We start from the raw sequence: 12368 nt of genomic DNA, 5'->3' as shown, positions 1-12368 counted from the left end.
GCATTGCTGACACCCATTTGCCAGAGAAGGAGAGGAACGATGCAGGTCGCCTCACACCCGGACGTACCGCAGATCATGTTGCCCGGACAGGCAGCCGCGGTGCCCGGCCCGCTCGACATGACGAACATGTACCTGGCGCACTACGGCTTCCGCCGCGACCTGGGATGCCTGCTCACCGCCGTCGGCCGGGTGCGCCGCGAGGACCGCGCGCGGGTCTCGGCGCTGCGCGCGCACTTGGACTGGGTTCTGTACGCGCTGCACCACCACCACACCTCCGAGGACGAGTTCGTCTGGCTCCGGCTGCGTGAGCGTGTGCCGGAGGCGATCGACCTGATCGACGCGCTGGAGGCCGAGCACGAGGCGGCCAACCGGTGGATCCAGGAGAGCACGGACGCCTTCCGCTCGTTCGACCTCGGTCCGTCGGAGCCGGGGCGGGAGCGGCTGATGACCGCTCTACGGTCGCTGGCCGACGTTCTGGGCGCGCACCTGGCGCACGAGGAGATCGACGGGCTCCCGCTCATGATGGCCTATATCACGCCGGAGGAGGACGCCCGGATGCACCAGGTGATCCTCAGGCGGTACGGGCCGCGCGGCGTGCTCAAGCTGCTCGGCTGGATCACCTTCGCCTTGCCGGCCGATGTCGAGGAACACCTGCGCCGGACCTCGCCCGCCCGGCTGCGCCTGCTGAGTGGCCTGGTCAAGCGGCGGTGCCGGCGGCGCATGGCCTATCTGTGGGGCTGATCCCCGGCCAGGTCCGCCTTGATCATCGCGATCAGGGCGTCAGCTCCCAACATCGACATGTCCAGGTGCTCGGCCGTGGTGGCCGTGAGCGGCTCCTCGGCCGCGGCCATGTCACCGCTGTTGACCACGATCCCCAGCCGCAGCCCGCCTCCTCGGTCCAGCGCTGCCGGGCTTCGTCATAGAATGCCGTTTCCGCATCAAGGCTCGTCATCATCTGGGTGAACAGTGGGATTCCGAGCCCGCCAGGAGCTCGTGGCCGTGCGCGGGAAGATCGCCCTGTGCGGGGCCGCACGCCGCCGTCGCTGTGGCGGAGACGACCCTCAGAGCCGGGCGGGGCCAACTCCGGAGCCGATGCAGCGCTCGGCGTCCACGGTGATCCTCATGGGTCAGGAGTCCCAGGTGACGGGCAGGCTCTTCACTCCGAAGATGTCGGCGGTCTCGGGACGCAGGCCGACCTCCTCGGCCGGTACGCCCAGGCGCAGGGTGGGGAAGCGGTCGATCAGCGCGAGGAACGCGACCCGCATCTCGACGCGGGCCAGTTGCTGACCCAGGCACTGGTGGATGCCGTGGCCGAAGGCCAGGTGCCCGCCGCTCTGCCTGCGCAGGTCGAGCGTGTGGGGGTCGGGGAAGCGCTCGGGGTCGCGGTTGGCGGTGTTGAGGGACAGGATGACCGTCGTACCGGCCTCGATGGTCTGGCCGCCCAGCTCGACGTCCTCCAGTGTGACCCTGTGGAACTGCTTGGCGACGCTCAGATAGCGCAGCAGCTCCTCCACGGCCCGGTCGGCGAGTGCGGGATCGGCGCGCAGCGCGGTCAGCTGCGCCGGGTTGCGCAGCAACGCGAAGGTGCCCAGCGCCAGCATGTTCGCGGTGGTGTCGAGCCCGGCCGCCAGCAGGATCAGGGCGACACCCCGCAGCTCCTCGTCGGTCAGATCGCTGTCGGTGAGGTCGCTGAGCACGTCGTCGGTGGGGTTGGCGCGCTTGGCGGCCACCAGTTCCGCGAGGTAGTGCTGGGTCGCGGTGTAGGCCGCCATCAGGTCCTCGTCGCTCGTCTCCCCGTTCATGAACTTGTCGATGTTCTCCTGGAAGGAGCCCCGGTCCTCATACGGCACCCCCAGCAGCTCACAGATCACGATGGCGGGGATGGGCTTGGCGAACGCGGTCACCAGGTCCGCCGGCGGCCCGGCCTTCTCCATGGCGTCCAGGTGGTCGGCGGTGATCTGTTCGACGCGCTCGGTGAGCAGGCGCATCCGCCGTACGGTGAACTTGCCCACCAGCGGTTTGCGGTAGCGGCCGTGCTGGGGCTCGTCCATGAGGAGGAACTCGCCGGGCGGCGCCGGGGGGACTTCGATGTCGCCGTAGTCGATCAGCGGGTGGTGGCGCATGAGCTCCTTGCGTGAGCTGAACCGCGAGTCGGCCAGGACCGCCCTGGCCAGGTCGTATCCGGTGATCAGCCAGCCCTGGTGTCCGTCGGGGAAGGGGAGGCGGCTGATCGGGCCGTGCCGGCGGGCGTCGGTCAGCTCTGCCGGCGGGTCGAAGGGGCAGCCGGGCTGACGCGCCGTCGGCAGGGTTGTGACGGTGTGGGGGGTCTCACCCATGGCCGTTCCTCGTTTCACGATAGTACGTGTTTTATGCAGCTCGAAAGCTACGTTGCATTCAGAAAAGTGTCAATCGGCGACGAGTGTTTTCCCAGGTAAACAGCTGCAAATTGGTGCAATGACGCTGAGCTGGAATGCAACGATGCGTTGCAATGAATGGCGGGGAAGGCAATACTGGCGACATGCCAGGAGGACGACTGACCCAGCAGGACCGTCAGCGCATCGCGGCCGGGCTCGCCGACGGGCTCTCCTACGCCGAGATCGCCAGGCGGCTCGACCGGCCGACCTCGACGATCAGCCGGGAGATCGCACGCAACGGCGGCCCCGGCGGCTACCGGCCCCAGCAGGCGCACCGGGCGACGGCCCGGCGGGCACGGCGGGGCACACCGGCACCCCCGCGCGCGGCCGGACCGCCGGGCGGCGCGATGGAAGAGGAGATCATCGAGATGGCGATCAGGACGGGGCTGCCGAGGATGACGGCGCGCGTGCACCTCGACCTGCTGCTGTCCGAGGACGGCAGGCGCACCGCGGCCGAGCTGACCCGCAGGCTGAAAGTCAGCCCGGCCTCCGTCTCCGTGGCCGTGAACTACCTGGTCCAGCACGGGTATGTCCGGCGCGAGCGTGATCCGCAGCGGCGTCGCGACATCTACGTGGTCGACGACGACGCCTGGTACCACTCGATCGTGATCAGCTCGCGGCGGACGCTCGAGTCGGCGCGGGCCGCGATGGCGGCGGCGGAGACGTCCGGGCTCGACAGGCCCGTGGGGCGGCGGCTGGCCAGGGGAGGGGCGTTCCTGGAGCGGGTCAGCCTGGACATGATGGAATCGGCCGACCGCTGGCGCACCCTTCTGGCGTGACGGGGTCTCAGCCGTGTCCGGCGGCCAGGGCGAGGGGCGGCAGTGCCGTGGTGGTCGGCGCGCCGTCGCCCTGGCACCGGTCGTCGTTGCCGGAGCGTACCGATCGGGCCGGCTTCGGCCCCGGACACAGTCACGGGGCCGAAGCCGGGGGCGTCCCCCGGGACGTCACCGGGTTTGACGCGCGGCCTGGGACCCGCCGGTCTTCGCCGTGCTCTCGACCATGGGCCGGCAGGGCGGCGTCTGGAAGGCCACGCCGTCCAGGAAGTTGCCGAACGTCGGGCTGCCCCCCGCGGCCGAGACCGACTCGAAGGCGAATCGCGTGGTGGTCTGTCCCGGAGGCACGACGTACACCCCGGTGTAGTGGCCCCAGGCGGTGTTGCCGTCGGAGATGTCCGGGGAGGAGGCCCCGGTCGGGGTCTGGGCCGTGGTCGCGCCCGGGGCGCCGATGAGCACCCGCATCACGTCGGTGCCCAGGCGGCCCCGGTGATACAGCGACCAGGTCATCGGTGTTCCCGGAACGGTGGGCACGTCCTGGTAGAGCGTGGAGACCTGGTTGGCGTTGAGTTCGGCGAACTGCCGGCCGTCGGCTGCCGGGATCCCGTTCGCGCCGCTGGGCCAGAACTCCAGCTTGCGGTCGGTGGCGGTGGTGTGCCAGCCGACGGCGGGGTTGGTGGAGGCGTCGGGGATGTTCCAGTCGATCGTGGTCACGGGCGGTGTCTCGAAGCTGCCGTTGACCAGGTTGACCGGTTCGTAGGCGCAGGTGACGGTGACGGTGACCGTGGCGGTGCTGGTCCCGCAGGCGGTGGTGATGGTGTAGGTGAAGGTGTCGGTGCCGGCCAGGCCTGCGGCGGGTGTGTAGACCACGGTGTTGCCGGAGATCGTCGCGGTGCCGTTGGCGGGCTGGGTGACGCTGCTGATCGTCGGTGCGGTCGCGGTGTCGTTGGCCAGGACGGGCACGCGGACGGCGGTGTCCTGCGAAGTGGCGGCGGTGTCGTCGGCGGCCGTGGTGGGCGAGATGGACTGCCCGCTGACGATCCGGATCGGCGGGGCGGGCGTGTTGTTTCCGAGCTGGCCCGGAGCGGCCAGGACGCTGCTGATCCCGGTCGGCCGGATGGTCATGCTCCGCCCGATGGTGCCCTGCCGGACCCGGAAGGTGATGACCTTCGCGGGCGGGTCGGTCTTGGTGCCCGGCGAGGTGATCGACAGGGTGCTGCCGTTGATGACGCCGGCCCCGGACTCGCTGACCACATCGGCGTTGGCCAGCAGGGACGACAGGTCCCACCTGGTGGTGTAGGTCCTGACCAGGAGCGGCCACCGGGCCGTGCGGTGCGTCAGGGTGAGGGTGAAGGTACTGCCCGGCGCGATCTGCCCGCCCCACAGGGACGGGGAGGTGTTGACCGTGATCGACCCGTTGCCCAGCCTCATGCCGAGCACGTTCTTCCAGTAGTAGTCGACAGGGTAGGTCGTCTGTCCCCGCCGGACACACGGCGCGGCGGCGGCGCGCGTGGCGGCCTGCCGCACACCGTCGGCGGCGTGCGCGGCGCCGTCCGCCGTCGCCGGTGTCCCCGATGCGGCCAGCAACGCCGTCAGGGCACAGGCCAGCGCGGTGAGCGCGGATCTGGGTCGTCGTGACATCGACACTGAACTCCACTTCGTCGTGAGAGAGGTCTCCGTAGATCACTTCACGATGAAGTTACTCTCAGTGATCGCTCCGGTGCGTCAGGTGCCGGACCGTGTGACCTCGTGTCGCACCCGCCGCCCGCCGGTCGCTCGCCCCCGTCCCGCATTGCCCGCGATGGGGGGCGGCGTGCGCCTATCGGGGTGAAGCGGAGCACCGGCCGACTTCACGTTCCCGCGACTGCCGCGTTCCGGAAGGGGGTTCGCGAGCCCGGCTCCGAGCTGGGACGGGCCATGAAGATCAATCTCACCGCTGACGGCTGCACCATCACTCTCCCGGATCAGCAGGCCAAGCGGACTTCGGCTCGACTGTCGGCGAGCCGTGGAGCCGCCATAGACTCGGAGAGTCGGGGGACCCGGGGATCCGGGCCGGGGAGCGTCACCCGGAGGACACCATGCGGCAGACAAGACTGGCCGGAGAAACGGCGGAGTACCTCGCCGCCCGCGAGGAACTGCGCCTGGCCGAGATCGACCTCATGCGCCACCGCGAGCGGATCGCCGCCCAGCGGCGGGCGCTCCCGCAGGGGCCGCCCGTCGACGACTACGTCTTCATCGAGGGCCCCGCCGACCTCGGCGCGGGCGACGCGCCGGCCCGCGAGGTCTCACTCAGCGGGCTCTTCACCGCGCCGGACCGCCCACTGGTCGTCTACCACCTCATGTACGGCAAGCTGCAGACCGACCCGTGCCCCATGTGCACCCTGTGGATCGACGGCTTCAACGGCATCGCCCACCACATCGCCCAGAACGCCGACTTCGCCGTCGCCGCGGCCGCCGGCCTGTCCGCCCTGCGGCGGCACGCCCGCGACCGCGGCTGGGACCGGCTGCGACTGCTGAGCTGCGGCGACAGCACCTTCAAGTACGACCTCGGCAGCGAGGACGAGGACGGCGAACAAGACTCCACCATCTCCGTCTTCACCCGCGACGGCGACGGCGCGGTCCGCCACTTCTACTCCGCCCACCCCCGCATGGCCGACGACGTCGACCAGCGCGGCATCGACCTCCTCGCCCCCGTCTGGCATCTCCTCGACCTCACCCCTCACGGCCGGGGCGACTGGTTCCCCAGTCTCCGCTACTGACCTCCGGCCGCCGGCGGTGCCCGGCCGCCGGCCTGCCGGTGCGATACGGACTCATTCGCTTGCCGCCGGTGTCATGGAGATGTCCCAGAACTCGGCGTAGCGGCCGCCGCGGCGCAGCAGCTCGTCGTGGCTGCCTTCCTCCACGATCCGGCCGCCGTCGAGGAAGACGACGCGGTCGGCGCGCTGGACGGTCCGCATGCGATGGGCGACCATGACCACTGTGCGGCCCGCCATGAGGCGCTCGATGCCCTCGTGGACGGCCGCCTCGTTGACCGGGTCGAGTGCGGAGGTCACCTCGTCGAGCAGGATGACGGGGGCGTTCTTCAGCAGCGCCCGGGCGATCGAGACGCGCTGGCGTTCGCCGCCCGACAGCATGGCGCCGCCTTCGCCGACGTCTGCCTCCCAGCCGCCGGGCAGTCGCTCGATCACCTCGTCCAGCCGCGCCGCGGTCGCCGCGGCCCGCACCTCGGCGTCATCGGCGTCGGGGCGGCCGAGGCGCACGTTCTCCTCGATCGTGCCTACGAAAAGGTAGACGTCCTGGAAGACGATGGCGATCTGCGCCATCAACACCTCCGTGTCGATCGCGCGCACGTCCACACCGCCCACGCGTACCGCGCCGGCGTCCACGTCGTAGAACCGCGCGAGCAGCTGCAGCAGGGTGCTCTTGCCCGCGCCTGACGGCCCGACGACGGCGAGCCGCTGTCCTTCCGGCACGGACAGTGACACGTTGTCGAACACCGTGCGGTCGCCGTGCTTGAAGGTGACGGACTCGAACTCCAGGTCGTGGCTCACCGGCTGGATCGGCTCGGCTGCTTCCGGCAGCGGCTCGGTGCGCAGGACCGTGTCGAGCCTGTCCAGCTCGCTTCGTGCGCCGCGGAGCTTGCCGCTCATGTCCGACAGCGACAGCAGCGGGTCGGCGCAGCGGGCCGCGAGCACCAGGATCGTCAGGATCTCCGCCGCGCCGATGTTCCCGCCGAGCACGAGGTAGGCGCCCAGCGCCAGCAGCACCGTGAAGATCGCCTGCACCGTGAGCGTCAGGCCCACCGCGCCGGGCAGCGTCGCCAGCACGGTACGGCGGGACGCGCGCTGGACCTCCCGCAGCGAGTCGTCGAGCAGTGTGAAGCGTTCGCCGGTCCGGCCACCGGCCCGCAGTACCGGCTGGGCCTGGAGGAATTCAATGACCCGCCCGGTGGCCTCCTTGTCGCGTTCGTGGCGCTCGGCGTCGGCGGCGGCCGTCGAGCGCGCCGTCCATGCCTGGATGACCGCCACGACGGGTGCGGCGATCAGCGCGGCCAGGCCCAGTCGCCAGTCGAAGGCGAGCATCACGGCGACGATCGTCAGCGGAGTCACCAGAGCGGAGATGAACGGCGACAGCAGATGCGCCGCCACGCCCATCGCCTGCAGGAGGCCGCGACCGGCCATGACGGACACCTCGCCGCCCCGGCCGGCGCTGTACCAGCCGATGGGCAGCCGGGCCAGATGCTCGCCGAGCCGGTGGTACATGCCGCGCAACATCGTGGTGCCGACGCGCATGCCGGACAGATCGCTGACGTAGCGTAGTGCGGCGTAGGCCGCGACCGCGGCCCCGAACGCGATCAGCCAGGGCCCGGCGTCCGCGGGTGTGTCTGCGAGCAGGGCCCGCAGCACCGGGACCAGCAGGGCGTAGAGCAGGCCTTCGACCACCGCGGTGGTCGTCATCAGGGCCACGGTGCGACGCACCGCCCGGGCGTACTCGTCTCCGAGCACGCCCAGCAGCATTCGGATCATCGGGGCTCGTCTCCTTGCCGTACGGCACCGTGGGGTGCGATCTCGCCGGTGATCGCGGTGCGGTGGGATCGCCAGAACGCGGCGAACTTCCCGTCCTGTTCCAGCAGGTCGGCGGGCTTGCCGTGCTCGACGATCGACCCGTTCTCCAGCACCACGACGGTGTCGGCGTCGGCGACGGTCTCCAGGCGGTGGGCGATGACCAGGATCGTGCGGTCGCCGTCCAGCGTCGCCAGCGCCCGGCGCACCGCCTGCTCGGTCTGCGGGTCGGCGAAGGAGGTCGCCTCGTCGAGCACCAGAACCGGCGCGTCGGCCAGCAGCGCGCGGGCGAGTGAGACGCGCTGGGCCTCGCCGCCCGACAGTTCGGCCTCCTCCCCGAGGATCGTGTCGTATCCGCGTGGCAGCCCGAGGACGCGGTCGTGGATGCCGGCCAGCCGGGCGGCGCGGATCACCTCGTCGCGGTCGGCGCGCGGGACCGCGAGCGCGATGTTGTCCGCGACCGACGCGCGCAGCAGGCGGACGTCCTGGAAGACGAAGGAGACCGTTCGGTAGAGCTCCCGGCTGCCGATCTCGCGCAGGTCGACACCGCCCAACAGGACCGAGCCGTGGGTCGGGTCGAAGAAGCGCGGCAGCAGCCGGACCAGCGTGGACTTGCCGCTTCCCGACGGCCCGACGATCGCGGTGACCGTCCCCGGTTCGAGCACCAGGTCGATGCCGCGCAGCACCTCGCGATCGTCTTCGTAGCCGAAGCGGACGCCACGCAGCTCCACCCGGTGGCCCTGCGGCGTGACCGGCTGGGCGGGCTCGGGCAGCGCCCGCACGTCGAGCACTTCCTTGATCCGGCGGACGGCACGGCCGGCTGCCGTCATGTCGTCGAAACCGTGGCCGAGGGCTGCCACCGGGGCGGTCAGCTCCAGCCCCAGCAGCAGGAAGGGCAGCAGGTCGGCCGGGGCCAGAGAGCCGGACGTGATCAGGGCCGCACCGCCGATCAGCACGACCAGCAGCACGAACGGCGGCGACAGCGCCAGCTGCATCCCGGCGGCGACGAGGGACATGCCGCGCACCCACGTGAAGAAGATGCCGACGAAGTCGTCGGCGGCCGTGAGGAAGGCGCGGTGAGCGCGCTCGGATCCGCCGAACGCCTTGACCACCGCGATGCCCTGCACGAACTCGACGACGGAGCTCACGATCCGCCCCATGGCCGCGTCGAACTCCTCCTGCTCGCGCGCGCGGGCGGGAAGCATCAGCAGCGGGACCAGCGCGACGGCCATCGCCACCGGGATCAGCGTGATCAGCGTGAGCCACCAGTCGATCGTGAACAAGTAGACCAGCGACGCCGGCGGCACCACGAACGCGGCGACGAGCTCGCCGGGGGCGTGGGCGATGAACGGGTGCACGGCGCTCACGTCCTCCCCCACCACCTTCGCCAGCTCGCCGGTCCGGCGCCGGGAGAACCAGCCGATCGGCACGTGCCCCAGCCGCGCGGCCAACTGCCGGCGCAACGCCAGCTGCACCTGGCCGTCGAGGACATGCCCGAGGCCGGACGCCGCCGCCGTGAACAGCAGCCGGACGAACAAGCCGGCCGCACCCGTGATCACGACCATCCAGACATGGCCCCGATCGGCGGGACCGGGCGACAACAGGATGCGTCCCAGTTCGGCGACCGCCAGCAGCGGCGCCAGACCCGCGACCGCGCCGATCACCTGCAGGACGACGACGGCGGCGAAACTCCGCAGATGCGGCCGCAGCAGTCGCGTCATGGTCCGGCCCGCCGCTGGATCGGCGTCTCCATCGGCGTCTTTCGTCGGTGGCGCGGGCCGCTTTCTCGCCTGGGCGAGGTCCGTGGCGTTCATCACTCTCCCGTCTTCATCGATCTGTCCTCACGACCAGGCCCGCGGCCGGGCCGATGATCGCGTTCCGGGTCGGCTCGCCGGCTGCGTCGATCACCCCGGAGCCCTGTGATCCACGGGGGGTGATGACGTGGAACACCGACCGGCGGGCCGGAACCCGTCAGGTGGCCAGAGCCTCTCGGAGGAACTCGGCGATCTCCGCCCGCGCGGCCTTCGCCTGCGGCACCACGCCCGGCATGCTCAGGAACGCGTGCGTCGCTCCGGGGTACTCGGTGAGCCGCGCGGGCGTCCCGGCCGTCCGCAGCCGTTCGGCGTAACAGCGGCCGTGATCGGCCACCGGGTCGACGGTCGGCACCACCACGAGCGCCGGGGCCAGCCCGCCCAGGTCGTCGGCGTGAAGGGGCGACACCGTACGAGGATCCGTTCCCGGTGGAACGGCGAGCCGCTGGAACAGCCGCATCTGCGGCATGGTGAGGGTCGGGCTGTTGGCGTACCGGCGCATCGAGGCGTGGTCGAACCCCGCCGGGGTCAGGTCGACGGCGGGGTTGACCAGCACCTGCGCCCGCAGGAGCGGGCCGGACTCCCGGGCCCGGATCGCGGCCAGGGCGGCGACCATCGAGCCGGTGCTCTCGCCGAAGACGGCGGTCCGTGCCGGGTCGATTCCCCACTGCGCGGCGTGCGCCACCACGTGCTGCAGCACGTCCCAGCCGTCGTCGACGGCCGCCGACAGCGGGGTCTCCGGGTCGAGGAGGCGGTGCTCGACCGAGACGACGACCGCGGGCAGCCGCGCGGAGAGGTGGCTGTTGACCCAGTCGCTCTGCACCGCCGTGCCCACGAACCCGCCTCCGTGCACGTGCAGCACGAGCGGCAGGCCGGTCCGGCCGGCGTCCCCGCCGCCGCTTCCGGCCGAGGGCCGGTACACCCGGACCCGGAGCCCGCGGCCGGGCAGCGCGACCTCCTGCCACCGGATGGTGGCGCCGCGATCGGGAAACCCCGTGATGAGCCGCGCCAGAGGGGACGCCCGCTTACGGTTCACCGCCTCGCGGAGGGCGACCAGTTCCCCGGCCGTCATCGCCGGCCAGTCCGGCTCCCTGCCCAGGGCGTGCAGCAGCCGGATGCCCAGCGGCGGCCGCTCCGTACCGGTGACCTCGCTCATGTGTCCTCCTCGCCCGACATTTTCGCTACCTTAGGTATCGATACTAACGGTAGCGCAATACGTTATCGTGTGGGCATGACCCGAGCGACCGCATCCGCCAGACCACCCGGTCGTCCGCGTTCCGGCCTCAACGCCGTGGTCTTCGCCGCGACGCTGAGCACGGTCCACGAGCTCGGCTACGCGCGCGCCACCGTCGACCGCATCGCCGCCGCGGCCGGCGTCGCGAAGACGACGATCTACCGTCGCTGGCCCTCGAAGGGCGAGTTGATCGTGGACTGCCTGCTCGACGCGTTCGGCCCGGTGCCGCTGGAGGGTGCTAGTCGAGCCGAGCTCATGTCCTCGGCCATCCACTGGATCGCGGCGAAGATCGGCGAGCCCGGGGTGGGCGACGCGTTCGCGGGCGTGTTCAGTGACGCCGTCAGCGATCCGGCCCTGCGCGAGGTGCTGTCCACGCGGTTCCAGGACCCGTACCGGCTCGCGCTCCAGGACGCGCTCGGCGAGCCGGAGAACCGGGTCCTGTTCTTCATCGACGTCGTCGTCGGAACTTTGCTCCACCGGATGGGCATGACCGGCGAGCCGATGGTCGATGCCGACGTCGCCGCGCTGGTCGAGATGGTTGTGCCGTGCTTCGCCGACGACGGCGCTCCGACCTAGACCTGCCGCCCTGTCAGCGTGCCGCCCTGTCAGCGTGCCGCCGTGGCGCGTGGCGGTGTCAACACCTCTGGTCCCCGGCGCGTGGCCCAAGCGGTCCTGCGTGAACACGGGGTGGCGCCGGCGTCGCCCGGCGAGGTCGTCGGCTACTCCATCATGCTCGAGACGTGGATACCGGCGGATGTCACGCGGGATGTTCGCGGCCGGAGGACGGCCAGATGCCGCGTAGCGGACGCATGCCCTCCTCGACGTAGTCGGCGATGGGGCGGGTGCCGCCGTCGAGGTACCACTGCTCAAGCGCGGCGAAGTAGCCGAAGACGAGGGCGTTCGTGATCACGCGGGCCTGCGTCTCGGTCAGCTCGCCGGTCGCCGCGATCAACGGTGCGATCCGCCCGCTTGCGCGGTCGAGATTGGCGCAGACGGCCTCGCGGACCGATGGCTCGGCGAAGAAGTAACGGACCCTGCGCCACGGGCTCTTCCCAGTCTGCGGGCCTTCGCCCGTGTTTTCGGGACCGGATGTGCTCTGCGGTGCGGATTCGTAGGCGCGGACGGCTCGGAGCAGGCTGCCGACGGGATCGTCGGGGGCCAGGAAGTCCTTGAGTGCCTCCGGGCTCATCCTGTCGAACTCGTCGGCGACCACGATCCCTTCCTTGGTGCCGAAGTAGCGGTACACCGAGGACGGCGACACCTCGGCCGCGGCCGCGATCTCCTCGATCGTGACCGCGCCGAACCCTCTCTCGTCGAACAGATCGAGAGCGCGTTCCTGGATGGTGCGCATGGCCTTGAGCCGCCAGCGCTGGCGAAGCCCGCTCATGCGGTCAGAGTAGCAGGAAGCCGAACGCTGAAGCGTGTGACTGTCACATAGACATTGACTGTCTGAAATCAGAGATATTAGAGTCACTTCCTGTAGAGAGTGACTGTCTGAACGGGTGCGGCAAGCGAACGATCTCGCCCCGTCCGGGCACACACCGTCGCGGGCCCGGCAACGCCCACGGGCATTC

Annotated in this window: 11 protein-coding genes; 4 read left to right on the top strand and 7 right to left on the bottom strand. The window is 70.9% G+C overall.

The window, feature by feature from the left end; all coding sequences use genetic code 11:
• Nucleotides 1–39 precede the first annotated feature (39 nt).
• Entirely contained in the window at nt 40–741 is a 702-nt protein-coding gene (locus F4562_RS01085; protein ID WP_184546214.1) for a hemerythrin domain-containing protein, read from the top strand.
• Here F4562_RS01085 and F4562_RS01080 read toward each other — a convergent pair.
• Nucleotides 726–869 carry a hypothetical protein gene (locus F4562_RS01080; protein WP_184546212.1) on the bottom strand — a complete coding sequence of 48 codons (144 nt, stop codon included), beginning with the start codon at nt 867–869 and terminating at the stop codon, nt 726–728. The genes F4562_RS01085 and F4562_RS01080 overlap by 16 nt on opposite strands.
• Nucleotides 870–1127: 258 nt before the next feature.
• Nucleotides 1128–2336 carry a cytochrome P450 gene (locus F4562_RS01075; RefSeq protein WP_184546210.1) on the bottom strand — a complete coding sequence of 403 codons (1209 nt, stop codon included), beginning with the start codon at nt 2334–2336 and terminating at the stop codon, nt 1128–1130.
• Between the two features lie 182 nt (nt 2337–2518).
• Between F4562_RS01075 and F4562_RS36590 the strand changes: the two genes are divergently transcribed.
• Entirely contained in the window at nt 2519–3193 is a 675-nt protein-coding gene (locus F4562_RS36590; protein ID WP_184546208.1) for a GbsR/MarR family transcriptional regulator, read from the top strand.
• Between the two features lie 165 nt (nt 3194–3358).
• Here the strand turns inward: F4562_RS36590 and F4562_RS34035 are convergent, their stop codons facing one another.
• Nucleotides 3359–4828, bottom strand: coding sequence for an Ig-like domain-containing protein (locus tag F4562_RS34035; protein ID WP_221207685.1), 1470 nt, complete (start codon nt 4826–4828; stop codon nt 3359–3361).
• 437 nt (nt 4829–5265) lie between these two features.
• Here F4562_RS34035 and F4562_RS01060 point away from each other — a divergent pair, with 437 nt between their 5' ends.
• Entirely contained in the window at nt 5266–5946 is a 681-nt protein-coding gene (locus F4562_RS01060) for a DUF899 family protein (RefSeq protein ID WP_184546206.1), read from the top strand.
• Between the two features lie 51 nt (nt 5947–5997).
• Here F4562_RS01060 and F4562_RS01055 read toward each other — a convergent pair whose 3' ends face one another.
• The 3 genes from F4562_RS01055 to F4562_RS01045 all read right to left on the bottom strand — a co-directional run bounded on the left by F4562_RS01055 (nt 5998) and on the right by F4562_RS01045 (nt 10716).
• Entirely contained in the window at nt 5998–7713 is a 1716-nt protein-coding gene (locus tag F4562_RS01055; RefSeq protein ID WP_184546204.1) for an ABC transporter ATP-binding protein, read from the bottom strand.
• Nucleotides 7710–9563 (bottom strand): ABC transporter ATP-binding protein, encoded by a 1854-nt coding sequence (locus F4562_RS01050; protein WP_184546202.1) that lies wholly within the window; start codon nt 9561–9563, stop codon nt 7710–7712. The genes F4562_RS01055 and F4562_RS01050 overlap by 4 nt, the downstream gene beginning before the upstream one ends.
• Nucleotides 9564–9720: 157 nt before the next feature.
• On the bottom strand, nt 9721–10716 hold the full coding sequence (locus F4562_RS01045; RefSeq protein ID WP_184546200.1) for an alpha/beta hydrolase: 996 nt from the start codon (nt 10714–10716) through the stop codon (nt 9721–9723).
• A 75-nt stretch (nt 10717–10791) separates the two neighbouring features.
• On the opposite strand from F4562_RS01045, the gene F4562_RS01040 reads away from it, so the two are divergent.
• Nucleotides 10792–11370, top strand: a complete 579-nt coding sequence (locus F4562_RS01040; protein ID WP_184546198.1) for a TetR/AcrR family transcriptional regulator — start codon at nt 10792–10794, stop codon at nt 11368–11370.
• A gap of 181 nt (nt 11371–11551) precedes the next feature.
• Here F4562_RS01040 and F4562_RS01035 read toward each other — a convergent pair whose 3' ends face one another.
• Complete coding sequence (locus F4562_RS01035) at nt 11552–12181, bottom strand: TetR/AcrR family transcriptional regulator (RefSeq protein ID WP_184546196.1); 630 nt, start codon at nt 12179–12181, stop codon at nt 11552–11554.
• Nucleotides 12182–12368: the final 187 nt, after the last annotated feature.

Source organism: Streptosporangium becharense (assembly GCF_014204985.1).
GTDB classification, from domain to species: domain Bacteria; phylum Actinomycetota; class Actinomycetes; order Streptosporangiales; family Streptosporangiaceae; genus Streptosporangium; species Streptosporangium becharense.
This window is presented reverse-complemented; position numbering and strand designations above follow the sequence as displayed.